Raw genomic sequence first — 25625 nt, forward strand, 5'->3', positions numbered from 1 at the left:
GGGATCAGCCTTCTTCTTCTAGGGCGTTCTCAACGAGTTTCGTAGCCACACAACACCCTCCGAGGGCCAGGAGCGCGCCTGCGACAGTGGGCACAGCGATCGCTCCCGCGACGAGCCCACAGGCGATGGAGAAGTCAGTACTCAAGCCTTCTGTCCTCGTCGAGGGGCCAAGAACGGTGTAGACGTCCTTCCCGGTGACGACGGCAACGAGAAGCTTGGCGAACAGGCTGAACGAGATGGACCCGGTTGGGTCGGAGCTGTTGATCGGGCCGCCACCGGCGTACGCGTAGCGATCGCCGTTGCTGGGGTCGAGCGGTCGGTCCAGGGTGTCCTGCTGTGTCCAGGACCCGACGTCGGGGTTGTACCAGCGGAGTCCGAACTTCACGAGCCCGGTGTGGTTGTCGTCGATCCCGGCCTTGAACCCGAAGGGGTCGGACGGGAGTCCGTCGTCGCCGCCGTTCTCGCTGACAGTGTCGGTGCCGTACAGGTCGTTGATCGGGTCGACCTGACGGCGGCCGCGGCCGCGAGACGAGCATTGGCGAAGTCGCCGATCGTGTGCGGCGTCACCGATCACGGCGATCATCTGCACGCCTTCCCGTTCCGCCCACCCGTAGCGCTTCTCCGTCACGCCGCTGAACGTCAGTGAGCGTTGGCAGACCGAGCCCCTGCACGACCGGATCGCGACGCCGCACCGCCCCACCGAAGGCTGACCCCGCCCAGAACTGATCGTGGCGGACTGATCGCGGGTCAGCCCTCGATGCCGGCGGCGCGCAGGTCGGCGAGCACGGCCGTCGCGAGCACCTGCTGCCCGGCGTCGGTCGGGTGCTCGCTGTCCGCCTGCAGCAGCCCGGCACCGGTGGCGATCGGCTGTCCGACGTCGATGTACGTCCCGCCGACGGCCTGCACCGCGTGCTGCAGGTCGGCGCTGCTGGCGGCGACCTCGTCCGGCACGGTGCCCGGCTGGTCCCAGAGCGTACTCAGGCCCACGATGCGGGTATCGGGCAGCGCGGCGTGCAGGGCAGCGATCGTCGACGTGGTGGCGGCGGCGAGCGCGGTGGGGTCCTGCCCGAGGTCGTTGTCGGACGACTCGATCAGGACGGTCCCCGGTGCGCTCGCGACCGCGGCGGCCAGCAGCCCGTCGTAGTCGGTGCCGCAGTCCCCGACGGCGATGAACCCCGCGCCGCTGCACGAGTCGTTCGTCACGGCCTGGCCGGTCTCGGTGCCCAGCAGCACGGGCCAGGCGTCGGAGGGGTCGTCGAGTCCGTGGCCGGCCATGATCGAGTCGCCGATCGTCACGACGGCGGTGTCGCTGGTGACGGGTGCTCCCTGTGCGGTGGTCTGCGGCAGCGAGGACGCGCTGCCGGTCCTGTTCGCGACGCCCGGCGCCGTCGACGTGCCCGCCGTTGCCGAGGTCGCCGTCGTGGTCGTCGCGGCGTCCCACCCGATCAGGCCGACCACGACGGTCAGCGTCATCGCGGTGGACACCACGAGCGTGCGCGAGAACTGCATGCTGGTGACGGTAGGGCCACGGCAGCGCGGGCGTCACCGACCTGGGAGCATCCTTCGGCAGCTCATGGCCGGTTCATGGGAACGGATCACCAGGGCACCACGCCGTCCTCGTCGAACAGGCCGCCGCGCGGGCCGTCGTCGGGCAGGGTCGCCAGGCGCACGACCGGGGCGGCGCCCTGCTCGGGGGTCCGGTCGCCGGCGAAGCCGTTGAAGTCCGTCGCGACCAGGCCCGGGCAGGCGGCGTTGACGATCACCGGGGTGTCGGCGAACGCGCGGGCGTACTGCACGGTGATGCTGTTCAGGAAGGTCTTCGACGACGAGTACGCCGCCATCACCGGTCCCGGCTGCCGGGTGAGCGACCCCATGCTGCTCGAGGTGTTCACGATCCGCGGGGCGCTCGACCGGCGCAGCAGCGGGAGCACCGCGTTCGTGACCCGGACGACGCCGTACACGTTCGTGTCGACGATCCGCCGGAGTTCATCCAGGTCCGTCGTCGTCGGGTCCTGTTCCCACGTGACGGGGTCGAACGACCCGGAGATGCCGGCGTTGTTGACGAGCACGTCGACCGTGCCGAACCGCTCGTCGAGCTCGCGGGCCGCGGCGGCGACGCTCGCGTCGTCGGTGACGTCGAGCTGCACCGAGGACGCGTCGATGCCCTGTGCGGCCAACCGGGCCACGGCGTCGGAGCCGGCCGCGGTGTCACGCGCGCCGACGACGACACGCATGCCGAGCCTCCCGAGTGACTGTGCGATCGCGAACCCGATGCCCTTGTTCGCCCCGGTGACCAGGGCGGTCGTTGCTGATGTCATGCCTCGATCCTGGGTCCGACCGAGTTCCGGCGTCCAAGACCTGTCGGGTGGTCGGCGATACCGGACGGGTATCGGCGCGACGTAGGCTCGACGTCGTGGACGATCTCGAGACCCGCGAACTCCGGTACTTCGTGACCGTGGCCGAAGAGGCGCACTTCGGACGGGCGGCGGCCCGGCTCGGCATGTCGCAACCGCCGCTCTCGCGCGCCGTGCAGCAACTGGAGCAGCGGATCGGGGCGGCGCTGTTCGACCGCACGCCACGCGGCGTGGTGCTCACCGCGGCGGGCACGGTGCTGCTGGAGGAGGCCAGACCGGCACTCCAGGCGGTGGCCCGTGCCGGCCGGCGTGCCCGACGGGCCGGTCAGCCGACGCGGCGTCTGGTCCTGGCCGTCAAGGCCGGCGCGGACCACGACCTGTTGCAGGAACTGCTCGACGTGCAGCAGGCCGATCCCCTGGGACTGCCGCTCGAGGTGCGCTTCGGCGAGGTGCACGAGCAGGGGGCGTTCCTGCGCGACGGGACCGCCGACGTGGCGATCATGCACCGGACGTACGACGACCTGACGGGCTTCGACACCGAGGACCTGCGCACCGAGCAGCAGGTCGCGATCCTGCCCCGCTCGCACCGGCTGGCGGCCCGCGCCTCGGTGTCCACGGCCGAGCTGCGGGACCTGCCGGACCTGCCGGCCGCCCGGTGGCCCCGCATCGACGGCACCTACCCGGACGGACCAGGACCCGAGGTGCACTCGCAGGCGCAGCTGGCGCAGCTCGTGGCGCTCGGGCACACGGTCATCGTGATCCCGCGGTCCAGCCGCACGCTGCAGTGGCCGGAGCACGTCGCGGTGCCGGTGCTCGACGCGCCGCTCGCGACGACGGTGGTGGCGTGGCCGGCGGCGTCCACGTCCCAGGACGTGGCCCGGGTGGTGCGGAACGCGGTGCACGCGGCGGCGACGCTGGCGGGCGCCGAGGCGCGGTCCGCCTGAGCGGTCCGGCCCGGTCCGGTGCGTGCGGTCCGGTCCGGTCCGGTCCGTGCGGTCCGGTTGGGTCCTCCGGCCTGGCCGACGTCAGATCTCGACGTCGATGCCCATCGTGACGGTGCGCTGCGGCGGCAGGTTGAACCGCGAGGCCGGGTCGGCCGCGTTGTGCGCGAGCCCGACAAACAGGCGCTTCCGCCAGTTCACCATCCCGCCGTTGCCGCGCATCGGCCGCAGAGCACCACGCGAGATGAAGTAGGACGCGTCCGACATGGCGTCGGGTTCCAGGTCGAGCACCTCGGCCAGGCAGGCGGCGTGCAGGGCGTGCGGCAGGTCCTGATCGTCGGAGAAGCCGAACTTGATCGTGACGTGCTCGATGCCGTCGTCCGAGTAGCCGAGGTCGTCGCGCGTGAACGCCTTGCTGTGCGGCACGTGCGGCACGTTCGCGGTGATGACCGACACGATGATGACCCGCTCGTGCACGACGTGGTTGTGCTCCACGTTCGCGCGGAGCGCCAGCGGCGTCGTCTCCTTGTTCGGGTGCGGGAACACTCCGATGCCACGGACCCGCGGGACCCGCTTCGTGTTGATCTTCGCGATGAACTCGTCGAGGGAGCCCTCGCGCGCACGGCGTTCGTCCTGCACGAGCTGCCGGCCGCGGCGCCAAGTCGTCATGACGGTGATGACCGCCAGCGCGATCAGCAGCGGTACCCATCCACCGTGCAGGACCTTCGACAGGTTGCCCGCCAGGAACGTCAGCTCGAGGCCACCGAAGACGACCGCGACGACGACGAGCTTCCACGTCGACCAGTGCCAGAGCGGCTTCACGACCAGCAGCAGCAGGATCGTGTCGGTCACGAGCGCGCCCGTGACGGACACCCCGTACGCCGTGGCCAGGCTGGCCGAGGACCGGAACGCGAGCATGATCGCCATCACGCCGATGAACAGCAGCAGGTTGACGGCCGGCAGGTAGATCTGGCCGCCTTCGCGCTTGGAGGTCTGGCGGATCGTCAGCGGCGGCAGCAGCCCGAGCTGCACGGCCTGCCGGGTCAGCGAGAACGCGCCGGAGATGACGGCCTGGCTGGCGATGACCGTCGCCATGGTCGCCAGCACCACCACGGGCAGCTGCGCCCAGTTCGGGAAGAGCAGGAAGAAGGGGTCCTTCGTGGCCTCCGGGTGTTCGAGCACCAGCGCCGCCTGGCCCAGGTAGTTCAGGACGAGCGCGGGGAAGACGACGAAGAACCAGGCCCGGCGGATCGGCACGCGGCCGAAGTGGCCCATGTCGGCGTACAGCGCCTCGGCACCGGTGATGACGAGCACCACGGCACCCATCGCCACGAACGAGATGACCGGGTGGGCGAACACGAAGGCGATCGCCCACGTCGGTGACAGTCCCTGCAGGACACCGGGGTGCTGCACGATCAACGGCAGTCCCGCGACGGCGATCACCACGAACCACAGCAGCATGATCGGGCCGAACAGCGTGCCGACCTTGCCGGTACCGAAACGCTGCACGGCGAACAGGATGACCAGGATGACGGCGGCGATCGGCACGATCAGGTGCCCGATCGCCGGGGTCGCCGTCTGCAGGCCCTCGACGGCCGACAGCACCGACACCGCGGGCGTGATCACCGAGTCGCCGTAGAACAGCGAGACGCCGATGATGCCGATCACCAGGAAGATGGTGGCGCCGCCACGACGCTGGGCGTACAGGCGCCGGGCCAGGGCCGCGAGCGCCATCACCCCGCCCTCACCGTTGTTGTCGGCGCGCATGAGCACGAGCACGTACTTGATCGACACGATGATCGTGATGCTCCAGAACATCATCGAGATCACGCCGTAGACGTCCTCGGGGATCGGTTTGACGATGCCGCCGTCGATGGTGAACACGGTGCGCAGCGCGTAGAGCGGGCTGGTCCCGATGTCGCCGAACACGACGCCGAGGGCGGCGAGCGCGAGCGCCGTCGTCCCCATCCGGCCGTCGTGCTCGGGGGCCGCGGTGTCCTCGGTGACGGGTGCCGCGGAGTGTGTCTCGGTCACGCTCGATCACTCCTGATCTGCGCCGCCAGGGAAGCGGCCAGCGCTCATCCTGCCACCACTTGCCCGGGGCGCTCGCAGCGCGCTGTCCGCTCCGCGCCGTGGCGCCGCGACGCTGCTTCGAAGTCGAACGACTTACGCTGGAGCGATGGACGACCACGCGCCCCCCGGCCCCCTGCGCCCCGACGAACTCGGCGCCTACTTCGCACTGATCGAGGTCAGCAGCCTGCTCCGCCACACGGTCGAGCAGCAGCTCCGCGACGCCGGTGACCTGAGCTACGTGCAGTTCCAGCTGCTGGCGACCCTGGGCGACGCGGCCGACGGCAGCCGGCGGATGACGGACCTGGCCGACGGGGTCGTCTACAGCCGGAGCGGCCTGACGTACCAGGTCGGGCTGCTCGAACAGGCGGGCCTGGTCACTCGCGGGCCGTCGCCCGAGGACGACCGCGGCGTCACCGTCACGATCACCGACGTCGGACGGGACGTGCTGGCCGCGGTGTTCCCGGGGCACGTCGCGGTGCTGCGGCAGCTGTTCCTCGATCCGCTCGCCCCCGAGGACGTCGCCGGGCTCGCCCGCACGCTCGGCACCGTGCGGGACCACATGCGCACCGTGCCACCGCGGTCGGCGAAGCCGCGACGGAAGCGCTCCGTCTGACGGATGTGTCCGAGGACACAGATCAGTCTTCCGGAGGATGTCTCAGCCACCCGGCCACGGCAGACTCGGACCCGCGCGGGGAGTCCGATGGGTCGCGGTTGCCGCTGTGGGGGCCGCAACCGCGACCATCCTCCCCGCCCCTGATGCTCCGCCCCTGATGCCCCTCCCCTGATCCCCCCGCGGCGTGGCACGCTGGCACCATGACGCAGCAGGACCAGGTCGAACTCGCCCGCCGACTCGCGACCACGGCCCACGACGGCCAGGTGGACAAGTCCGGCCGCCCGTACGTCGAGCACCCGGTCGCCGTCGCGGAGCGACTGTCGACCGACGACGAACGGGTCGTGGCGCTGCTGCACGACGTGGTCGAGGACACCGACGTCACCCTCGCCGACCTGCGCACCGCCGGGTTCACCGTCGAACAGGTGCTGGCCGTCGACGCGTTGACGAAGCGCCGGGGCGAGACGCTCGAGCAGTCCATGGCCCGGGTCCGTGCCGACGACTCGGGCATCGCGCTCCGGGTGAAGCGTGCCGACCTCAGCCACAACGCCGATCCCGCGCGACTGGCGCTGGTCGAGGACGACGCGACCCGGGCCCGGCTGCAGGACAAGTACGAGCGCAGTGCCGTGCTGCTCGGCACGACGCTGCCCGCGGTCCTCGCCGAGTTCGGCGTCGCGTCCCCGCCCGCTCACGCGTGACCCTCGTCCAGCTCCGCGTCTTCGTCGCGGCAGCACGCCTGGGCTCGTTCACCGCGGCGGCGACCGCGCTGCTGATGTCGCAGTCGTCCGTCTCCGAGTTCATCCGCCGGCTCGAGGGCACCTACGACACCCGACTGTTCGTCCGCGGTGGCCGACACCTCGGCCTGACGGACGCCGGGTCGGTCCTGCTGCCCATCGCCGAACGGATCGTCGCCGAGGCGGACGCCGCCGACCGGGCACTCCGGGCGGTGACCTCGCTGGTGGGCGGGACGGCGTCGTTCGGGCTGCTCCGGAACGCCAAGTACTACGCCCTCGACGAGTTGCTCACCCGGTTCCACACGGCCCACCCGGCAGTGCGGCTGCGGGTCATCGGGCTGAACTCCGTCGAGGTCGCGAACGAGGTCGCGTCCGGTGGGCTCGAGGCCGGGCTGGTCGTGCTGCCGATCGACGCAGACGGCCTCCGTGTCACCCCGCTCCGCCGGGACGAGGTCGTCTTCGTGAGCCGGGACCCTTCGGTCGCCGAGCAGCCGATCACGATCCAGGAGATGGCACGGCGGCGGCTCGTGCTCTACGACGCGCACTACGGCTGGCGTGACCCCACCCGGCGGCAGCTCGCCGAGCGTGCCCGGGCCGCGGGCGTCGCGCTGCAACCCCACGTCGAGGTCGAGCAGGTCGAGACCGCGCTGGCCCTGGTGGCCTCGGGCGTGGGCGACACGTTCGTCGCACGCGCCGTGGCCGAGGCAGCCCTCGCCCACGGACTGCACTGGACGCCGTTCGCCGAACCACTCCACGACACCGTCGCGCTGGTCGAGCGCGAGGGTGCCGTGCTGTCGGCGGCCACGGCCGAGCTGGCCCGCCTGGCCCGGGAACTCCTCAGCGGCCGCGGTGACCGACCCGACCGGGACGACTGAGCGCCTGGTACAGGTCCGGGCGGCGGTCACCGAGCAGGTCCGCGCGCGGGGTCAACGTCTTGTCGCGGTTCGCCACGAGATCGAGGTCCGCGACGACCATCCCCGCGCCGGGCCCGGTGCTGGCCCGCACCCAGCCGTCGGCGTCGACGATCGTGGTGCCCTCGTTCCAGTCGACGCCGCGCTCGGTCCCGCAGCGGTCAGCGCAGACGATCGCCATCCGGTTGACCCGTGCCGCGGCCATCGCGATCTGCACCTCGGGGGCGCGCTCCCCCTCGGGCCGGTCGACCCACGGCCAGTTGGTAGGCACCGCGAGCATCTCGGCGCCGTCCAGCGCGGCCATCCGGGTCCACTCGGGGAACTCCATGTCGAAGCAGATCGCGACCCCGATCCGCCCGTGCGGGGTGTCGAGGACCAGGGGGCCCTGCGAGCCCGGCGTGAAGCAGGCCTTCTCGCCGTCCCACAGGTGCACCTTGCGGTAGACGCCCACGACGCCGGTTCGGTCGACGACCGCGGCCGCGTTGTACACGGCTCCGTCGGCGCCCGCCTCGGCGAAACCGCCGACGACGATCCCACCCGTTCCACGGGCCAGCCTGGAGGCCGTGGTCGCCCACCCGGACACGGTCGCGTCCTGCGCGGTGACGGCACACGACCGCGCCTCGTCCGCATCGCGGAAGACGTAGCCACTGGTGGCGAGCTCGGGCAGGACGACCACGTCGACGTCGTCCGGTACCGCGTCGAGCGCCGCCTGGATGGTGGCCGCGTTGGCGGCGAGCGCACCGACCACCGGTGCCAGCTGGACGGCCGCGACCCGGGTCACCGGACCACGTCCTGGGCGTCGTCGCGCGTGTCACGGCCCTGTCGCGGTGCGGGGCCGGCGTCTGCGACCGCGGGAGGGGCCTCCTGGCCGGTGCTTGTGGACGCTGCCAGGGCGGACCCGACCCGCGCGACCAGGCCCCTGCGGAACGTGATCGCCAGGCCGATGAGCAGCCAGGCCGCGACGATGTAGGGGAACCAGCTGTAGGGCGCCTCAAGCCCGACGGCGTTCTTGTAGATCGTGTACAGCACCAGGGCCAGCGCCAGCAGCGGGATGACGATCTGCCACTTCGGCGTGGCGGCACGACCCGAGAAGAACAGGAAGCGGACCGCACCGATCGTGGCCAGGACGTACGCGACCAGCAGCGCGATCGTGCCGACCGTGAGCGCCCAGTAGGTCGCGTCGAGGACCGCGGCGCCGGAGAGCCGTTCGCCGATCACGATGAGCACGGCCACGACGGCGACGACGCTCAGGGCGTTCACCGGCGACCCCTGCGCGGACAGCTTCGCGACCGGCTTGGCGAGCCCCGTGTCGCGCGACAGGGCGAACAGGACGCGGGACGCACCCGAGAGCGTGCCGAGGAAGATCGCGAACAGGCTGACGACCGCCGCGAGCGTCAGCAGGTCGGCCAGCCACGTGCCGACGTAGGTGCGGGCGAGGTCGCCGTACGGGGCCGCGGATCCGGCGAACTGCTTCACGCCCGCGGCCGACGTGCCGTACCCCAGGGACTGCGCGATGATCGACAGCAGGTAGAACGCCCCCACGACGACGATCGCGATCTTCAGCGCCTTGGGGATGTCGCGCTTGGGGTTGCTGGTCTCCTCGCCCAGGGTCGCGGCACCCTCGAACCCGGCGAACGCCAGGAACCCGAACACCGCGGCGCCAGCGATCAGTCCGACGTCGGTGCCGGAGGGCAGCGCCAGGAAGTCCCAGGTCAGGTGCCGCCCGGCCAGTGCCGCGCCGATCCCGAGCCGGACGAGCACGACCACGTTCAGCACGGTCACGAGCACCGCGCCAATCAGCTCGGCGTACAGCAGCGACCGGGTGATGACGTGCACGGGGCGGCGGCCGAGCAGCACGACCACGGCGAGCGCGACGACGGTGATCCAGATCCAGTCCGGACTGACGTCGAGCCCCAGGTCGTTGAGCAGCTGCGTGACGAACAGCCCGATCTCGATGCCGGATCCAGCGCCGATCGTGACGTAGGCGAAGAACAGCGCCCACCCCGCGATGAACCCGGCCCGGGCGCCGAGCGTCAGACCGACCGTGGCGTACACGGACCCGGTGTGGGCGATGTGCCGCGACAGCTTGACGAAGCCGTAGGCCACCAGGGACACGGCGACGAGGGCGAACACGAACGCCCAGGTGGCGCCGCGACCGAGGATGCCTGCCGCGCCGGCGCCCAACAGCGCCATGACGCCGACGGGACCGATCAGGCCGACCGAGAAGGCGGCCGCGTCAGCGACCTTGAGTTCACGCTTGAGGCCGGGGGCGGCCGGGGTGGGGTGGTGCTCGGTGGTCATCGCTGGCTCCGATGCGGTCGGGTGGTTCGTTGCGGAAAGAGGGGACAGGGCAGGTCAGTCGGTGGACGCGTGCAGGGGCGCGAACGTGTCGAGCCGCATCGTCGCGGTGGCCCGGTGCGCGCTCATGCCCTCGCTCGCCGAGATCACGTCCACGGCGTGGGCCACGGACGGGGTCGCCTGGCGTGCGATGCGCTGGTACGTGAGCGGCTTGAGGTAGCGGGACACAGAGAGCCCGGCGCTGTGCTTGGCACCCCCGGCGGTCGGCAGGGTGTGGTTCGTGCCGGCCATGCCCTTGTCCGAGTACGCGACCGTGCTCCAGTGACCCAGGAACAGCGACCCGTAGTTCGTGAGGTGGTCGTGGTACCAGTCGTCCTCGGCGGTCTGCACCTCGAGGTGCTCGGGCGCGAACTCGTCCATCACGGCCACGGCGTCCTCGCGGGTGGCCACGAGCACCACCGAGCCGTGGTCACGCCAGGCCGGGCCGCAGATGGGCTCGGTCGACAGGGTCGGCAGCTGTCGGTCCACCGCTCGGACGACCTCGGTCGCCAGGCGCTCGGACGTCGTGACGAGCGCTGCCGGGGAGTTCGGCCCGTGCTCGGCCTGTCCCAGCAGGTCGGCCGCCACGATCTCGGCGTCGGCGGTGTCGTCCGCGATGACGGCGACCTCGCTGGGCCCCGCCAGCAGGTCGATCGCCGTGGTGCCGAACAGCTGCCGCTTCGCCTCGGCGACGTAGGCGTTGCCCGCACCGACGAGCATGTCGACCGGGTCCAGGTCCGTGTCGAGCAGACCGAACGCCATCGCTGCCAGGGCCTGCACGCCGCCCAGCACGAACAGCCGGTCCACGCCGGACAGGTGCGCGGCGTACGTCACCGCGGCGTTCGCACCACCGTCCGGCTGCGGCGGGGTGCACGCGACGACCGTCGGCACACCCGCCACCTTGGCGACGCCGACGGTCATGAACGCGCTCGCCGTCAGGGGGAACCGGCCTGCCGGCAGGTAGGCCCCGACGCTGCCGACCGGGACGTACCGCTGGCCGACGACCAGCCCGTCGACCAGTTCGGACTCGAAGTCGACCAGGTGCTCGCGCTGCATGGCGGCGAACTGCTTCGTCCGCGCCGAGCCGAGTTCGATCGCCTGGCGCAGGTCCGGAGCCAGGCGGTCGCCGCTCGCCGCGATCTGTGCCGCGGTGTACTCAACGGGACCGTCCTGGTGGTCGAGTTCCCGCGCGTACCGCGCGATGGCGTCCATGCCGTCGCGCTCGATGTCGGACAGCATCCGGCTCACCGTGGCGACGACCTCGGGGTCGCGCTGTGCGGGCGGGGCGTCGATGCCGGGTGCCTTGACGAACCGGAAGCGGTCGCTGTGCCGAGCGGTGAAGCGGGGTGAGAGCTGCATGCGATCAGCGTGGCCGGTCGCGGCGGGCGCAGGAAGACCGAAAACCGCGTGGCTGCCATCGCACAACACGATGGGTTCAGGTGGTCTTCGTCAGCCCGTGCTCGGTCTTCTCCCAGTAGTGCGGCCGGGTGATCAGCTGCCACAGGCCCTTGTAGGCCGCGACGGAGTGCAGGATCCAGTAGAACGGGTTGAGCAGCGCCCACGCCATCAGGTCGAACTGCGCCCGTTTGAACGGCCCCATCATCGTCAGGTAGATCATCGTGGCGTTCCCGAGCAGGAAGTTCACCACACTCAGCCACAGCACGGGCGCGGGGAAGAACGCCGCGGTCCACGATGCCGGCAGCACGAGGGTCAGCACCGTCACGACGATCCCGGGCAGCATCCCGAGGAACGTCACGGGCGTCCCGGCGATCAGCAGCGTGAACGCCGCGGCGCGCCGCCAGCCGATCTCACCGACGAGTGCCCGCGGGCGGCGGGCATGGACCAGCGCGGTCTGCATGTAGCCCTTGATCCACCGGGACCGCTGCCGGACGAAGTTCGGGATCGAGGTGTTCGCCTCTTCCATCGTGGTGGAGTTGACCACTGCCACGCGGTAGCCCACGGCCGATGCGCGGATCCCGAGGTCGGCGTCCTCGGTGACGTTGAAGGGGTCCCAGCCGCCGAGCTCGCGCAGCAGGTCGGTACGGAAGTGGTTCGACGTGCCACCGAGCGGGATCGGCAGCGCGCGGGCGTCGAGTCCGGCGAGCATGTAGTCGAACCAGTACGAGTACTCCAGGGTGAACATCCGGGTCAGGGCGTTCTCGTCCGCGTTGAAGTAGCTCAGCGCCGCCTGCACGCACACGGTCTCCGCGCCGGCACGCCCGAACGAGATGAACACCTTCTTGAGCTGGTCGGGGTCGGGGCGGTCCTCGGCGTCGTAGATGACGACGTGCTCGCCCTGCGCGATCGCCAGACCGACATTGCACGCGCGGGGCTTCGTCTGGGGCGCTCCCGGCGGGACGATGACGATCCGCATCCAGGCCGGCGGATCGGCGTGGAGCACGGCGTCACGGGTCTCGTGGTCCTCGGCCTCCACCAGGACGAGCACCTCGAGCCGGTCCTTCGGCCAGTCCAGCACCTCGAGGTTCCGGACCAGGTCGCCCACGATGTTCGCTTCGCGGAAGACCGGCACCAGCACGGAGTAGATCGGCAGGTCCTGGTCCCGGAGCGCCGCGACGTCCTCGGCGGACACCTGCTCGGTCATGTCGAACCGGGCGCCGACCAGCGAGACCCAGAACTTGAAGACGATGCCGGCCAGGAAGCACAGCGAGAACACGGCCGTCACCACCGCCACCGTGAGCGTCGGCCGGAGCACCAGGCAGCCGAGCAGCACGACCAGGGCGATCACCCCGCCGATCGCCTGACCGCGCGACAGGACGGTCCGTGCGGACAGCTCGGGGTCCCGTTGCGCCAGGCCGTGCGCTGCCAGGTCGGCGAGCTCGACGTGCAGTTCGTCGACGATCCGGGCGCGCACCACGGCCTCCGACACGCTCCGCAGGACCACGGGCTCCCCGAACTCCTCGGCGAGCGCTGCGGCCAGCACCTCCGGGTCGCTCCGGTCGCTGGTCAGGACCAGGACGCCGTCGCGCACGCGTGCCGCGGCGATCCAGCCCTCGTCGACGTGCCGTTGGACCGTGCAGCGATGCGGCGGCTGCCACGCGGCCTCGTGGCTGCGGTGCCGCGGCCCGCCCGTGGGTACGGTCACGTCCAGGACGGCCGGGAGGCGCGGGTCGCCGCCCACAGGCAGGCTCGGCGGCGCTTCGGCGCCGGTCACGGCTGTACCACCGTCGCGATGGCGTGGACCCACTCCACGACGACCGCGCGTTGCGACGCTGCCGCCCAGGCGAGCGGGATCTGCAGGACCATCAGGGCGATCACCAGGCCGCCGGTCACCCGGCTGGTCGCGCGCGGCACGATCGCGATGGCGACGGCCATCATCGTGACGAAGGTGTTGCCCGCCGAGGCCGGTGGGATGAGCCCGATGACGTAGCCACCCAGGATGCCGGCGAACAGCGCGACGACGATGCCGATCGCGCCGGGGCGGCCCACCAGCAGCGCGAGCGCGCAGCCGGCCACCAGCATCACCACGAGCAGCAGGCCGTCGGCCGTCGTGAACAGGCGAAGCACGTCCGACACACGGCTGCCGTCCACGACGATCGTCGTCCGCAGGGCCGCGAACGGGTCCCGCATCACGATCAGGTCGAGCACCATCATCGACACCAGGACCGCGACGCTCGGGAACACGACGACCAGGGTGTTCGCCGCGCGGGCACCACGTTGTCCCTGTCGTGCGAGGTCGACGAGCGGGACGGCGATCGCGGCGACCACCAGGTAGACCAGGCCCATCGGGTCCACGAGGGTCGACGCCATCAGCACCAGGCCCGCGCGGAACCCGGCCTGCGTGTCGCTGTTCGCCGAGAACCGGACCAGATCGGTCAGGGCCAGCGCGAACAGCACGATGCCGACGAATGCCTGCAGGTCGTTCAGCGCGACGAAGGCGAACAGCGGATTCGCGCCGAGGGCGATCGTGAACACGACGACCTTGCGCATCGGCAGGCCGCGTCGCACCATCGCCTGCGCCAGCACCTGCAGGACGATGCCGGCCACGACACCGCCCAGCACCGCGGCGCCGTGCACGCCGAACGGCATGATCCGCAGCACCACGCCCGACAGCAGGGGGTAGAGCTGACCGATGGCCTGCACCACGCCCCCGTCCAACGCGGTCGATGCACGGTCGAAGGTGATCTCGTTGCCCGTCAGCAGCAGGAGCGGGGTCGTCGGCGCGCGGCTGACGACGAGGGCGAGCACCACGAACGGGGCGGCGAGCACCAGCCGGACGACCCAGCGCACCCACACCGCGGGCAGCGGCGGGAACACCGTGGCGCCGGGGGCGAGTCGTGTCGGCGGGCGGAGTGCCCGCGGGGCGGTGACGGCCAACTGGAGCCCTTCTGGCAGGCCGGGACGAGCAGGTCCCCGGTGCCCTCATTCCACTCCGCAGAACGGTCATCCGGTAGCCCACGTACGGGGTACATCCGTGTCCTCATTGTCGAGGACTCCCGTCGGGCGCGACGACGAGTCCAGTCGCCACTGCATCGGCGACGGCAGTCCTCGACAAATGACTGCTCAGTCATTACCGTGGTCGACATGCCGATCCTGCAGCGCTCCTCCGCCAGCCGTGTCTCGTCCCTGACAACGCGTGCTGTCCTGACCTACGCGGTCGTCATCATCGGGACGCTCGTCGCACTCGGCGTGCTGTCCGCCGTCGACCCCGGCGCCGCGACCTCCGAGGACTGGGTCCACATGGTGATCGTGGCGTGCCTGGGTCTCCTGCTCGCCGCACGGCTGCGCTCCGCGCTCCGGGGACAGCGCCGTGGGCTGGTCGCGGTCGGTGTGATCGCCGTCGTCCTGGCGCTCGCGAACATCGTCGAGGCGCTGCTGCCCGGGCTGTTCACGCCGTGGATGCGCGTCGAGATGGCCCTGATCGCCGTGCTCATGGTGGTGCTCGCCGCGGCATCCCGGCGTGACCTGCGCCGCTGGACTCGCTGATGGTCGGCAGCTCGGCCCCCGCGCATCCCCCTCGTCGCCGGCTGCCGGCCGAGGCACGACGCACGCAGCTGGTCGAGGCGACCGTCCGACTGCTCGCTCGTGACGGGTTCGTCCGGACGACCTCGGACGCGATCACCGCCGAGGCCGGCGTCTCGAAGGGACTGCTCTGGCGGCACTTCGACGACCTCACCGACCTGCTGCGCGAGAGCGGCCTGCACGCCCTGCGGCAGCTCACACGTGCTGTCGCCGACCAGGTCGACCTGACCGCCCCGGTCCCCCAGGTGATCCGGCGGGCGATCGTCGTGGCGTCACGCGTGCCCACGCGCCTGCCGGACGAGTACCGCGCGATCCAGCAGCTCGTGGGCAACCTGCGCGACGCCGACGGGGTGCTGATGGCGTCGCTGTCCGACCTCGACGAGCTGCACAGCGGGCAGGAGCGCCTGTTCCGGCGAGGCCAGCAGGAGGGCGACATCCGGTCCGACATCGACGCGCGCACCATGGCGGTCACGTACCAGGCGGCGGTCGACGCCATGATCGAGCGGCTGCAGGCGGATCCGGGGCTCGATCCCGACGCCTGCGCTCGTGAGCTCGGGGAGCTGCTGCTGGGCGGGTTCGCTGGCTGACCGCTGGTGCCCCTGGAGGGACTCGAACCCCCAACCCTTTCCTTAGGACGGAACTGCTCTTCCATTGAGCTACAGAGGCCAGCTCGACCACTCTAGCGAACCACCGCCTGCCGGTACGGCTCGAGGAACGCCACCAGCTCCCCCGCGTACGACTCCGGCTGCTCGATCGGCGCGAAGTGCCCACCCCGCGCCGGGTACGTCAGGGACACCAGGTTCGTCGTCCGCTCCAGCCACTCCCGGGGCGCCGTCACCAGGTCGCCCGGGTACAGCGAGAACCCGGACGGCGCCTCGACTCGGCGCGCGGACTGCTCGGGCGGGATCGCGGCGTTGGCGTGGTACATCCGCATCGCGGAGCCGATCGTGCCCGTCGCCCAGTACTCCGTCACGAGCGCCAGAACCTGGTCGCGCGTGTAGACCGACCACAGGTCGCCGTCGCAGTCGCTCCACGACCGGAGCTTCTCGACGATCCACGCCGCCAGTCCCGCGGGCGAGTCCGTGAGCCCGACGGCCGCGGTCTGCGGCTTCGTCCGGTGCAGCATCGCGTAGGCCCCCTCGGCGTTCCGCCAGGCATCGGTCGCGGCGACGAAGTCCCGTTCGGCCGGCGACAGCTCCGACACGTCGATGCCCGGCCAGGCGAGACCGCCGTCGATCCGGTGCGCGGCGACCACGCGCGCCGGGTGGTCGAGCGCGAGGTACCGGGCGACGTGCGTCCCGATGTCGCCACCCGCCACCGCGAACCGTTCGTACCCCAGGGTCGTCATGAGCGTCGCCCACATGCCGGCGACCTGTCGGGCGTCGAGGACCTGCGGCGGAGCATCCGAGAACCCGTACCCGGGCATGTCCGGCACCACCACGTCGAAGCCCGCCGCGGACAGCAGCGGCAGCACGGAGCGGTACCGCCAGGTCGAGTCGGGCCAGCCGTGCGCGAGCAGCAGCGGCAGCGGGGTGGGGCCGTCGGCTGGCGCGGTCGACGGCCCGACCAGGACGTTGATCCCGATGCCGTCGACCTGGACCGTGCGGCTCGGCAGCGCCGCCAACGCGGCACGGTGCGCTGCGAAGTCGAACCCGTCGGCCCAGTACGCCACCAGATCACGCAGCTCGTCGACGTCGACTCCGAGGGACCAGCCCGTGCCGGCGGGAGCGTCCGGCCACCGCGTCGCGCGCAGTCGTTCCCGCAGGTCGGAGATGGTGTCGTCGTCGATCCACATCGCGGTCATGCCGTGACGCTACGCTCCACCGAGCACTCGACAACACCGCCCGGAGGAACCCCCGATGACCACGAAGCCCGCCGTCCTGTTCGTCTGCGTCCACAACGCCGGCCGCTCGCAGATGGCCGCCGGGTTCCTGCGCCACCTGGCCGGGGACCGGGTCGACGTGTTCTCCGCCGGGTCCGAGCCCGCCGACCAGATCAACGCGGTCGCCGTGCAGGCCATGGCCGAGGAGGGCATCGACATCGCCGGCGAGCAGCCGCAGGTCCTGACCACCGAGTCCGTGCGCCAGGCCGACGTCGTCGTGACGATGGGCTGCGGCGACGCGTGCCCGGTGTTCCCCGGCAAGCGTTACGAGGACTGGGACCTCACCGACCCGGCGGGGCAGCCCCTCGAAGTGGTCCGGCAGGTCCGCGACGACGTCCGCCGTCGGGTCGCGACGCTCGTCGCGGAGCTCACCGCCTGACGCGACCCGGCCCGGAGCCGGACTGGAGGCTCGTGGCGGCCCCGCCACGAGCCTCCAGTCCGGCGCGTCCCGCGCATCCCCCGCGTCGTCAGACGGCGGTGTACCCGCCGTCCGCCACCAGGACGGACCCCGTGATGAAGGACGCCGCGTCGCTGGCCAGGAACACCACGCTCGGCGCGATCTCCTCGGGCAGGGCGAAGCGCTGCTGCGGGGTGTCCTCGACCCAGTACCGCTGGAACTCCGGGCGGTCGACGGGTGCCATCTCGGTCTTCACGTAGCCCGGCGCCAGGGCGTTCACCCGGATGCCGTACGGCGCCCACTCCACCGCGAGCGACTTCGTCAGGTGGTGCACCGCCGCCTTGGACGCGTTGTACGCGGGCTGCCACTGCGGGCGGTTCACGATGATGCCGGACATGCTGCCGATGTTGACGATCGACCCCGAGCCAGCGTCGCGCATGTGCGCACCGACCGCGATCGTCGCCTTCCAGAGCGCCCGGACGTTCAGCGCGAACACGTCGTCCCACGCCTGGTCGGTGACGGCGAAGGCCTCGTCGTGCACGCACGTGCCCGCGTTGTTGACCAGGACGTCGATGTGCCCGAACGCCGCCAGTGCCTCGTCCGTCATGCGGGTGACCTGCGCGTCGTCGGTGATGTCCGCCGTGATGGTCACGAACGCGTGCCCGGCGGCAGCGGCTTCCGATGCGACCTGCGCGTTCCGCTCGGCGGAGCGACCGACGATCGCGACCCGGGCTCCGGCTTCGGCGAGGCCGAACGCGAACGCCTTGCCCAGGCCCTGGTTGCCGCCGGTGACCACGGCGGTGCGGCCGTCCAGGCTGAACGGGGATGTCATGTGGTGCCCTCCGTCGATGCGGACGACGTCGGCGTCGTCCTGTTCCCGACCCTACGCAGCGTCCGCCGTGCACGAGAGCGGACACTGGGCCGTGGACACATGCCAGGTTCACCGGAAGGACACCCCATGTCGACGACCCACCGGATCACCGGAGTGGCGGCGGCCGTGCTGCTGGTCGCCAGCGTCACGGCCTGCACGGCCACCGCGGCACCGACCGGCGCCGCACCGACGAGCACCGGCAGCAGCGCCGCGGTCACCGGGAACCCCGCGAGCGGTCTGCGATCCGTCCGGCTCACCGTCGCGGACGGGGCGGATGCCGGTGCCGCCTCGGGCCGATCGCTCCGGATCCCGAAGGGCTGGCGGGCCGAGGTGTGGGCCGACGCCGACGGCGCGCGCATGGCGGCGTGGCTGCCCGACGGCAGCATGCTCCTGACCACGGGCGGACAGGGCGGACTGCTCCGGCTCACGCCCCGCAGCGGTGACCGCGTTCCCGCCGTGCAGCGCCTGGCGTCCGGCCTCGACGATCCCCAGGGTGTGGCCGTCACGCAGCAGGGCGGTCAGACCGTCGTCGTGCTCGGCGAGGACTCGCGCATCGTCACGTGGCGCTGGCGGAACGGCGCACTCACCGACCGCCGGGTCCTGGTGGACGACCTGCCGACCGGCGGCCACGGCGGCAAGTTCGTCGCCGTGCGGAACGGCATCGTCACGTACGACATCGGCTCCGGCACGAACGACAGCGGCGCCGACCGGCAGGCGAACCCCGACCGCGCCGTCATCCGGCAGATCGGGCTGGACGGTACCGGCGACACACTGCTGGCCACCGGGGTCCGCAACGGCGAGGGGCTCGCCCACGCCCCGGACGGCACGCTGTTCACCGCGGTGAACCAGGCCGACCAGCAGCCCTACCCCTTCCACGACGGCAGCGGGAAGTACGGCCAGCGGGACCAGGCGTACGTCAACGAGCACCCGAACGACCAGGTCACCCGGATCACCCGCGGCACCGAGCTCGGGTGGCCGTACTGTGTGCCCGACTCCCGCGGCAAGCCCGACCTGCTCGACCTGGGGTACGTGCGGCAGCCGGCGAACAACCCCGACGGCGACGCGCTCGACTGCAGCACCGTGACCCCGACGATGGTCGGACTGCCGGCGCACAGTGCCCCGATCGGCTTCGTCTTCACGCGGGGCAGCGCGCTGCCGGACGCCTACGCGGACGGCGCGCTGATCACCACGCACGGGTCGTGGAACCGGCAGCCTCCGCGACCGCCGTCGGTGTCCTACAGCGCCTGGGACGACGACACCAGGACGCTCGGCCAGCCGCACACGATCGTCGAGGGGTTCCAGACGGCGTCCGGGTCCCGCTGGGGACGGTCCGTCGACGCGGTACCCGGACCGGACGGTGCGCTGTACGTGACGGACGACGCTGCCGGTCTGGTCTACCGGCTCACGCCCGGAGCGTGATGCGGGGCGGACGATCAGTCGACCGGATTCCGTCGCAGGAGGCAGATGCCGAAGACCAACCCACCCCAGACGACGGCAGCGAGCACCGGCAGGAGCGCCGCCGACGAGCCGGTCGCGCTGAGGGCCATCGTGAACCAGGCCGAAGCGATTCCTCCGGTGACGGCCGAGACGAGACCGATGGCGACCGCTGCTTTGATCCTGGTGGTGTCCGTCGCGAGGACCACCGCGAGGACCGAGCAGATGAACGCCCCGACCACGCCCGGCACCAGCAGTGACCAGAAGGCGAAGGTCGATGAGCCCCACCCGTCGACGACGCCCGCACCGCTCCAGTGTGTCGGCACGCGCGCTGGAACGTCCGATGATGTGAGCCGGACCAGCACGAGGACGCCTGGAGGAAACCATGACATCACTGCAGCCAGGAGCAGCGCCGGGCTCAGCAGCCTGGTCGGTTGACCTTGTGCTGCCGTTCGTGGCGAAGCGTGGTCGTGCGCACTCATGGATGGTGAACGGACACGCGAGAGGCGGCACGGTTGGCAGCGAGGACCATCCAGACGAGCTCGCCGACGAAGGCGATGACCGCCACGACCATCATTGCGGGAGCGGTCGCGGGGTCAGCGAGCGAGATGACCAGTGCGATCGCGATGACCGCGGTTCCCGTGACAGCAGCGGGAACAGCGGCGCGATGCCCCACGCGCCAGGCAGTTTCACTCCGCTGCGTCGCGGGAATGCGCAGCCCGACCCCGTGGTTCGGTCTCACCCAACCTCGCGCGCAGACAAGTGCCATTGCAAGGACGAGGGCTGAAACCGCAGTCCAGATGATCATGATGTGCTCCTTTCTCGAGCGACATTCGCGCCCGCGAGGTCGACGCTGTTCCTGTCGGCAGCCGGTCGCAGGTCGTACGAGGCGACTACGGCTGTGCCGATCATCACCAGGGCAAATGACCACAGGCCCATGATGATCGCGATGCTCGTGTGGAGGAGGATGACTCCGACCAGCCCGTAGCGCTTGAAGCGATGCGGGAGCAGGAATGCCACCGCGATGCAGCACTCAGCAACGATCGTCCCCCACGTGAAGAGAGCAGTACCGAGCGGATGCGCGGTGATCTCGGCGACAACCGAGCCGACAAGTCCGACACTCCCGAACATCGGGTCCCGGACGATGTAGTAGACAGCGGAGCCGTTCGCCCAGTCGGCAACCGCCAGCTTCGCGAGTCCGCTCTCGAAGTAGATCCCGGCCACCTGCAGGCAGAGCGCGAGTGACGCTGCGTAGCCGATCGCTCTCAGGACGGGAGGTGACTCTGACTCGGTGCGACGCCAGGCAAACGGTTTGCTGTTGGGCACGAGAACACCGATGAGGAGCACGCAGCTGAAGACTGCGACGGCTTCGCCGCCGTCGGGCAGCGAGAGGGACACCGCCATCGAGATGGCCACCCAGGCATGCAAGATGCTCGTCCACCGCGGGTAGATGCCACTGACGACCAGAACACACACAGCGATTGCGATCCACCGACCGGTCTCGTTGGGTGTGCTGGATCCGAGGCAGAACATCGAGATGCTCCTCGGGCCCGCACAGTACATCTCCGGCAGACGGCCGAGAACATCGGCGGTGAGGGCCGGCCAGCTGGTGAGTGCGAGAGTCAGCAGCTGGGCAAGCGCGATGATCGAGCGGCCCGCCTGCGGCCGGAGAGACTCCCCGTCGAAGTGGTCGAGATTGGCGGCGAGTGCGTTGAAGCCGGCCCGGAGATCCTGGATCGGATTCATCTCAGGCACACTCGACTGTCACGTCGACGTACCGAGCGACTCGGACTGGATCTGGCACTGCGCTTCGGTACGCCCACTTCACCGGCTCCTGCTGGACGATCCGGTATGAGCCGCAGAAGTGTTTCGTGTTCGTCTCGTTCTTGAGCGTGATGACGTTCTTGATCGGTTTTTCGAGGCAAGTGGTGAGGTAGTCCTCGCAGGGGGTGAACGTGGGCACTGCGGCGGCGACGATGGCCAGTTCGGTACTCTGTGCGCGTTGATTGCGGCTCAGGCCGAACAGGTTGGAGTCGTTGCTCTGCGGGAGAGAGTCGGCGCGCACCCAGGAGCCGGCCGCAGTGGTCTTGTACGGCACGAGGGTGATGCCCTCAGGACTCTTCGTGAAGAACGCCCAGCCCTGAGGGACGAGTACTTGCAGTGCCTGCCGCGGGCCGCCGTTGCCAACGCTTGCGAGAACATTCGTGGACCAGGACGCGACGACGGTGAGCGCCAAGAACGCGCACACCACCGCGATGGCGATGCCGAAGGCCAGCCGGGCGGGACGCTCCGTCTCCGTCGAGGCGAAGCGTCCCGTTGTGTCACCGTTGAACATGCCGATTACAGCGTTGCCCAGGAGTTGGCAAAGTCCTGGCGAGCGATGGCCGAGGAGTCACTGGGCTTTTGGTACGCGATCACGGCCAGCGCCGCGACGACGCCGATGACGCTGACAGCAAGCGACGCGGCGACCGCGACCTGGACACTCACGACGTAGTTGGCGAACGCATAGACCTGCCCTCTGGCGGTTGCCGAACTCGACACTGCGCGGACGGTCTTCTGCGTGACCTGGTACTTCGCGGCGACCGCTTCGACGTCACCATTGAACGCCTTGATCGATGCTTCCGCCTTGTACGGGTCTCCAGCCTGCGCTTCCGCTGTCACGCGCTTGTTGAACGCCGGGTCGACGGACTTGAGGTCCATGAGAAGCTGGTCGGTCACGGATGCCGGGGCTCCCGCGATCGTCGTGATGCCCATGTTCGTCAAGAGCTCCGGATGCTCGTTCGCGATGGCTCCGCGACCGAACACCAGGAAGTCGACGACGTCGCGGTCAGAGTACTGGAGGGCGCCCGCCGACGCCGAGACTGCGCTGCGCGGCACCGTTGGAGAGGCTGCCGCTGTGGCTGGTGCCGCAGGGACCGTTGTCCCAGCAACCAAGGCCGCGGTGGTCGACAAGGTGATCATCGTGCGTGAGAACTTCATGGGACCCTCTCGAATCACGAGGCGCAGCGATGGATCGTCTTCCAGTCGCGACGTTGCAACCTCACTGAAACTCTACACTGTCGGGTGTTACATTTCACACCCTCGACAACGTATCCATCCAGAGATCGAGCCACCGGAGACGAGGGTCTTGCACCTCACGCAACCCCCTCCGCCACAGACAGGAGGCCCGGTGCCAGCTGGCACCGGGCCTCCCGTCCGTACTCTGGTCGCTACGCGGCCACCAGGTACTCGTCCCACTCGGCCTGCGGACGCTCCACGCCACGCACCACCCAGCTCGAGCCGTGCGGTGCCCGCGGGCGGATCCGTAGCTGCCAGCCCATCTCGCGCGGCGTGCGGTCGCCCTTGGCGTTGTTGCACGCCAGGCAGCACGCGACGAGGTTCTCCCACGAGTCGGCGCCACCGCGCGACTTCGGCTGGACGTGGTCGATGGTCGTGGCGTGCCGGTCGCAGTAGGCGCAGCGGTTGGCGTCACGACGGAGCACGCCTCGGCGCGACACCGGGACCAGCCGGGAGTGCGGGATCCGCACGTACCGGGTCAGGATGATGACGGACGGACGGTCGTAGGTGGACGTCGACCCCGTGATCGGGTGCTCGACGTCAGCGGCGACGATGGCGGCCTTCTGGTTCATGACCAGCACGAGGGCCCGTCGGAACGAGATGACCGCGAGGGGCTCGTAACCGGCGTTGAGGACGAGAGTGCGCATGGGTTCCCTTCCGACGAGCCTGGACGGCTTCCAGGCGGTGCGGGCACCGGACCGGTCGGGACGAACGGGTGAGGACGGACTGCCCCCGGAACGAAGAAGAGCACCACCCTGGCGGGCAGTGCTCTCGGTCACACCGGGACGTGCGGGTGCACGCAGGTCGTCGTCGACCGTATGTCCACGTACGCGCGCCGACCCATGGTGCGGGTCGTGTGTGACGTGGACATCGGGTCTCCTGTTCGGGCCGTGACGGGCCGATGGGGTCAGATTAACCCACGAACCGGCCCAGCACGAGGGGTGCTGGGCCGGTTCGGAGAGTGTTCAGGTACTGGTCGGGCGTCAGATGCCCATCCGGACGATGTGGTAGTCGCTGGTCCAGATCGGACGGATCGAGACCGCGCCACCGGGCTTGGGGGCGTCCATGATCATGCCGTTGCCCATGTAGAAGCCGTCGTGAGCCTCGTTGTTGAAGATCACGACGTCACCGGGCTGAGCCTCGGATTCGGGGATCGTGGTGCCGGCCTGGTCCTGCAGCGGCACCGAGTGCGCCAGGTTGATGCCGTACTGGGCGTAGACGAACATCACGTAGCCCGAGCAGTCGAAGCCGGCCGGGGTGGCGCCGCCGAAGACGTACGGGGTGCCGATGTACTGCTTGGCGGTCGCGACGACGGCCGGCAGCGAGAACGGCGTGCCGGCGGCGGGCGCCACGGCGGTGTTCGTCGTGGTGGTCGTCTTCGCGGCGAGGTAGTCGTTCGCCGTCGGACCGGTGTACGCGGCGTACTGCTTGGCGGCGGCTGCACGGGCGGCGGCGACGTCGGCAGCGTGCTTGGCCGAGTCGAGCGACGCCTGCGAGGTCGCGCCGTAGCCGTCGCGGCTGGTGTCGGCGAGGGCAGCGGCGTCGGAGACGGACAGCTGCTGGCTCTCGGTGGTGCGGATGGCCTGCTGCGCAGTGGCGGCGTCGGAGGCACCGGTCGGCTGCGTCGCGGCGAAGGCGGCGGGGACGGCCATCGTGCCGAACATGCCGACGGCGACCGTCAGGACGATCGGGGCCATGAACTTGCGCTTGCGCGACACGGACGACGGGCCCGTGGTCGGGCGGGGAGCCGGAGCGGCCTTGCGCACGGCGTGGGTGCCGGTCGCACGCATCGCGGTGGTGGCCGGGGATCGACGGGGCGTGTGGCCTTCGGCCTCGCGCGCTGCCCGCCGGGTGAGCGGGGCGTCGGTGGCGTTCTCGGTGTTCGTCGGGTTCACGGGCGTCACGTCCGCGGCGGTACCGGTCTGCGTCAAGGGAATGGGTCTCCGGCGTCTCGTCATCACCCGCCGGTCATGGACCGACGTGCGCAACCCCATCCGTTCGTCATCGTCTCCGATCGAGGCAGGAGACGGGTTCGAGACGTCCTGCCACGGGTTCCCGGGTCGTTGTCAGCCCGGGGACTCGTCGAGCATACGGGCGCACCGTTACCTTGTCGAGACGAAAACGGCCCTTGGTAACAAAATGGTAAAGAAGCCCTGGTCAGCGCGGATGTTCGATTTTCCGACACAGCCCGTGTCAAACGCTCGACGCCGTCCCCCGACGCTGTACCCCGCGGGCTGCGCGGAGGTCGTCCGGTGCGTCAGGCGGCGTCGATGTAGACGTGCTGCGCGACCTCGGCGGGGAGCTCGATGCCGGCGTCCTCGCCCTCGACGCGGACCGCCACGTACGCACCCGCGCGCTGGACACTGGCCAGCCGGCCGGGCATGACCCCGGCGGACCGCAGCTGGTGCAGCAGCTCGGGCTCGAACTGCACCGGCTCACCGAGACGCCGGATCACGCCGGTGGCGACCGCATCGGTGCCCTCGGTCGCGGAGACGATGTTGCGGACGCCGTCGAGGAAGCCGCCGGCGTCGGGACCACCGATCTCGGCCAGGCCGGGGATCGGGTTGCCGTACGGAGACTCGGTCGGGTTGCCGAGCATCTCGAGCAGGCGGATCTCGACCTGCTCGCTCATGACGTGCTCCCACCGGCAGGCCTCGTCGTGGACGAACGCCCAGTCGAGCCCGATCACGTCGGAGAGCAGTCGTTCGGCCAGGCGGTGCTTGCGCATGACGTGCGTCGCCCGCGAGCGGCCTTCGACGGTGAGCTCGAGGTGCCGGTCGCCGGACACGACCACCAGACCGTCGCGCTCCATGCGGGCGATCGTCTGCGAGACGGTCGGACCGGAGTGCCCCAGACGCTCGGAGATGCGCGCGCGCAGCGGCACGATCCCCTCTTCCTCGAGGTCGAGGATCGTCCGCAGGTACATCTCGGTGGTGTCGACGAGATCCGTCACGGTCCGCCTCTCATGTCTGGCTCCAGCGCGACCCACCCTACTTGTTCAGGCCGACAAACCCTCACCGTGCTTTGCGGCAGACGCGCGACCA

General features: G+C 70.5%; 27 protein-coding genes and 1 tRNA gene. 8 read left to right on the forward strand and 20 right to left on the reverse strand.

Going from position 1 to position 25625, the window contains the following annotated elements; genetic code table 11:
• Positions 1 to 4: 4 nt before the first annotated feature.
• The 3 genes from ACLBWP_RS16555 to ACLBWP_RS16565 all read right to left on the reverse strand — a co-directional run bounded on the left by ACLBWP_RS16555 (position 5) and on the right by ACLBWP_RS16565 (position 2318).
• Positions 5 to 583 (reverse strand): RHS repeat-associated core domain-containing protein, encoded by a 579-nt coding sequence (locus tag ACLBWP_RS16555; RefSeq protein ID WP_447655976.1) that lies wholly within the window; start codon positions 581 to 583, stop codon positions 5 to 7.
• A gap of 164 nt (positions 584 to 747) precedes the next feature.
• Positions 748 to 1509 carry an SGNH/GDSL hydrolase family protein gene (locus tag ACLBWP_RS16560; RefSeq protein WP_447655977.1) on the reverse strand — a complete coding sequence of 254 codons (762 nt, stop codon included), beginning with the start codon at positions 1507 to 1509 and terminating at the stop codon, positions 748 to 750.
• Between the two features lie 86 nt (positions 1510 to 1595).
• Positions 1596 to 2318, reverse strand: coding sequence for an SDR family oxidoreductase (locus ACLBWP_RS16565; RefSeq protein WP_447655978.1), 723 nt, complete (start codon positions 2316 to 2318; stop codon positions 1596 to 1598).
• Between the two features lie 95 nt (positions 2319 to 2413).
• On the opposite strand from ACLBWP_RS16565, the gene ACLBWP_RS16570 reads away from it, so the two are divergent.
• Positions 2414 to 3298: a LysR family transcriptional regulator gene (locus ACLBWP_RS16570; protein ID WP_447655979.1), complete on the forward strand. Its 885-nt coding sequence runs from the start codon at positions 2414 to 2416 to the stop codon at positions 3296 to 3298.
• A gap of 81 nt (positions 3299 to 3379) precedes the next feature.
• On the opposite strand, the gene ACLBWP_RS16575 is transcribed toward ACLBWP_RS16570, so the two are convergent.
• The gene (locus ACLBWP_RS16575; RefSeq protein WP_243562878.1) at positions 3380 to 5329 is read right to left on the reverse strand and encodes a potassium transporter Kup; all 1950 of its coding nucleotides are present in this window, start codon (positions 5327 to 5329) and stop codon (positions 3380 to 3382) included.
• A gap of 145 nt (positions 5330 to 5474) precedes the next feature.
• Here ACLBWP_RS16575 and ACLBWP_RS16580 point away from each other — a divergent pair, with 145 nt between their 5' ends.
• The 3 genes from ACLBWP_RS16580 (at position 5475) to ACLBWP_RS16590 (ending at position 7587) form a co-directional block, all read left to right on the forward strand.
• On the forward strand, positions 5475 to 5981 hold the full coding sequence (locus ACLBWP_RS16580) for a MarR family winged helix-turn-helix transcriptional regulator (protein WP_447655980.1): 507 nt from the start codon (positions 5475 to 5477) through the stop codon (positions 5979 to 5981).
• Between the two features lie 200 nt (positions 5982 to 6181).
• Complete coding sequence (locus tag ACLBWP_RS16585) at positions 6182 to 6676, forward strand: HD domain-containing protein (RefSeq protein ID WP_447655981.1); 495 nt, start codon at positions 6182 to 6184, stop codon at positions 6674 to 6676.
• The gene (locus ACLBWP_RS16590; protein ID WP_447655982.1) at positions 6673 to 7587 is read left to right on the forward strand and encodes a LysR family transcriptional regulator; all 915 of its coding nucleotides are present in this window, start codon (positions 6673 to 6675) and stop codon (positions 7585 to 7587) included. Before ACLBWP_RS16585 ends, ACLBWP_RS16590 begins: the two co-directional genes overlap by 4 nt.
• Here the strand turns inward: ACLBWP_RS16590 and ACLBWP_RS16595 are convergent.
• The 5 genes from ACLBWP_RS16595 to ACLBWP_RS16615 all read right to left on the reverse strand — a co-directional run bounded on the left by ACLBWP_RS16595 (position 7550) and on the right by ACLBWP_RS16615 (position 14295).
• Entirely contained in the window at positions 7550 to 8404 is an 855-nt protein-coding gene (locus ACLBWP_RS16595; RefSeq protein WP_447655983.1) for a nitrilase-related carbon-nitrogen hydrolase, read from the reverse strand. The two genes, ACLBWP_RS16590 and ACLBWP_RS16595, sit on opposite strands and share 38 nt — an antisense overlap.
• On the reverse strand, positions 8401 to 9924 hold the full coding sequence (locus ACLBWP_RS16600; protein ID WP_447655984.1) for an APC family permease: 1524 nt from the start codon (positions 9922 to 9924) through the stop codon (positions 8401 to 8403). Before ACLBWP_RS16600 ends, ACLBWP_RS16595 begins: the two co-directional genes overlap by 4 nt.
• Positions 9925 to 9978: 54 nt before the next feature.
• Positions 9979 to 11319 carry a histidinol dehydrogenase gene (gene hisD, locus ACLBWP_RS16605; RefSeq protein ID WP_447655985.1) on the reverse strand — a complete coding sequence of 447 codons (1341 nt, stop codon included), beginning with the start codon at positions 11317 to 11319 and terminating at the stop codon, positions 9979 to 9981.
• A 76-nt stretch (positions 11320 to 11395) separates the two neighbouring features.
• Positions 11396 to 13063 carry a glycosyltransferase gene (locus ACLBWP_RS16610; RefSeq protein ID WP_447655986.1) on the reverse strand — a complete coding sequence of 556 codons (1668 nt, stop codon included), beginning with the start codon at positions 13061 to 13063 and terminating at the stop codon, positions 11396 to 11398.
• A 65-nt stretch (positions 13064 to 13128) separates the two neighbouring features.
• Positions 13129 to 14295: a hypothetical protein gene (locus ACLBWP_RS16615; RefSeq protein ID WP_447655987.1), complete on the reverse strand. Its 1167-nt coding sequence runs from the start codon at positions 14293 to 14295 to the stop codon at positions 13129 to 13131.
• 207 nt (positions 14296 to 14502) lie between these two features.
• Here ACLBWP_RS16615 and ACLBWP_RS16620 point away from each other — a divergent pair, with 207 nt between their 5' ends.
• Entirely contained in the window at positions 14503 to 14904 is a 402-nt protein-coding gene (locus ACLBWP_RS16620) for a hypothetical protein (RefSeq protein ID WP_447655988.1), read from the forward strand.
• On the forward strand, positions 14904 to 15527 hold the full coding sequence (locus tag ACLBWP_RS16625; RefSeq protein WP_447655989.1) for a TetR/AcrR family transcriptional regulator: 624 nt from the start codon (positions 14904 to 14906) through the stop codon (positions 15525 to 15527). Before ACLBWP_RS16620 ends, ACLBWP_RS16625 begins: the two co-directional genes overlap by 1 nt.
• Before the next feature lie 4 nt (positions 15528 to 15531).
• Here the strand turns inward: ACLBWP_RS16625 and ACLBWP_RS16630 are convergent.
• Positions 15532 to 15606: transfer RNA gene (locus tag ACLBWP_RS16630), tRNA-Arg, on the reverse strand.
• Positions 15607 to 15619: 13 nt separating this feature from the next.
• Positions 15620 to 16744, reverse strand: coding sequence for an epoxide hydrolase family protein (locus ACLBWP_RS16635; protein WP_447655990.1), 1125 nt, complete (start codon positions 16742 to 16744; stop codon positions 15620 to 15622).
• A 55-nt stretch (positions 16745 to 16799) separates the two neighbouring features.
• Here ACLBWP_RS16635 and ACLBWP_RS16640 point away from each other — a divergent pair, with 55 nt between their 5' ends.
• Entirely contained in the window at positions 16800 to 17201 is a 402-nt protein-coding gene (locus tag ACLBWP_RS16640; protein ID WP_447655991.1) for an arsenate reductase ArsC, read from the forward strand.
• 88 nt (positions 17202 to 17289) lie between these two features.
• Here ACLBWP_RS16640 and ACLBWP_RS16645 read toward each other — a convergent pair whose 3' ends face one another.
• On the reverse strand, positions 17290 to 18051 hold the full coding sequence (locus ACLBWP_RS16645; protein WP_243562894.1) for an SDR family NAD(P)-dependent oxidoreductase: 762 nt from the start codon (positions 18049 to 18051) through the stop codon (positions 17290 to 17292).
• 126 nt (positions 18052 to 18177) lie between these two features.
• Here ACLBWP_RS16645 and ACLBWP_RS16650 point away from each other — a divergent pair, with 126 nt between their 5' ends.
• A complete protein-coding gene (locus tag ACLBWP_RS16650; RefSeq protein ID WP_447655992.1) occupies positions 18178 to 19509 on the forward strand; it encodes a PQQ-dependent sugar dehydrogenase in 1332 nt (443 codons plus the stop codon).
• 14 nt (positions 19510 to 19523) lie between these two features.
• Here the strand turns inward: ACLBWP_RS16650 and ACLBWP_RS16655 are convergent, their stop codons facing one another.
• The 8 genes from ACLBWP_RS16655 to ACLBWP_RS16690 form a co-directional block, all read right to left on the reverse strand.
• The gene (locus tag ACLBWP_RS16655; RefSeq protein ID WP_447655993.1) at positions 19524 to 20006 is read right to left on the reverse strand and encodes a DUF1648 domain-containing protein; all 483 of its coding nucleotides are present in this window, start codon (positions 20004 to 20006) and stop codon (positions 19524 to 19526) included.
• Positions 20003 to 20332, reverse strand: coding sequence for an SdpI family protein (locus ACLBWP_RS16660; RefSeq protein WP_447655994.1), 330 nt, complete (start codon positions 20330 to 20332; stop codon positions 20003 to 20005). The genes ACLBWP_RS16655 and ACLBWP_RS16660 overlap by 4 nt, the downstream gene beginning before the upstream one ends.
• Complete coding sequence (locus ACLBWP_RS16665) at positions 20329 to 21270, reverse strand: sporulation-delaying protein SdpB family protein (protein WP_447655995.1); 942 nt, start codon at positions 21268 to 21270, stop codon at positions 20329 to 20331. The genes ACLBWP_RS16660 and ACLBWP_RS16665 overlap by 4 nt, the downstream gene beginning before the upstream one ends.
• Before the next feature lies 1 nt (position 21271).
• The gene (locus ACLBWP_RS16670) at positions 21272 to 21859 is read right to left on the reverse strand and encodes an SdpA family antimicrobial peptide system protein (protein WP_447655996.1); all 588 of its coding nucleotides are present in this window, start codon (positions 21857 to 21859) and stop codon (positions 21272 to 21274) included.
• Between the two features lie 5 nt (positions 21860 to 21864).
• On the reverse strand, positions 21865 to 22503 hold the full coding sequence (locus ACLBWP_RS16675; RefSeq protein WP_447655997.1) for a hypothetical protein: 639 nt from the start codon (positions 22501 to 22503) through the stop codon (positions 21865 to 21867).
• 230 nt (positions 22504 to 22733) lie between these two features.
• A complete protein-coding gene (locus tag ACLBWP_RS16680) occupies positions 22734 to 23228 on the reverse strand; it encodes an HNH endonuclease (protein WP_243562901.1) in 495 nt (164 codons plus the stop codon).
• Positions 23229 to 23564: 336 nt separating this feature from the next.
• Entirely contained in the window at positions 23565 to 24485 is a 921-nt protein-coding gene (locus ACLBWP_RS16685; protein ID WP_447655998.1) for a C40 family peptidase, read from the reverse strand.
• A 353-nt stretch (positions 24486 to 24838) separates the two neighbouring features.
• Positions 24839 to 25534, reverse strand: coding sequence for a metal-dependent transcriptional regulator (locus ACLBWP_RS16690; RefSeq protein ID WP_243562902.1), 696 nt, complete (start codon positions 25532 to 25534; stop codon positions 24839 to 24841).
• Positions 25535 to 25625 lie beyond the last annotated feature (91 nt).

The organism is Microbacterium sp. M1A1_1b (assembly GCF_053345565.1).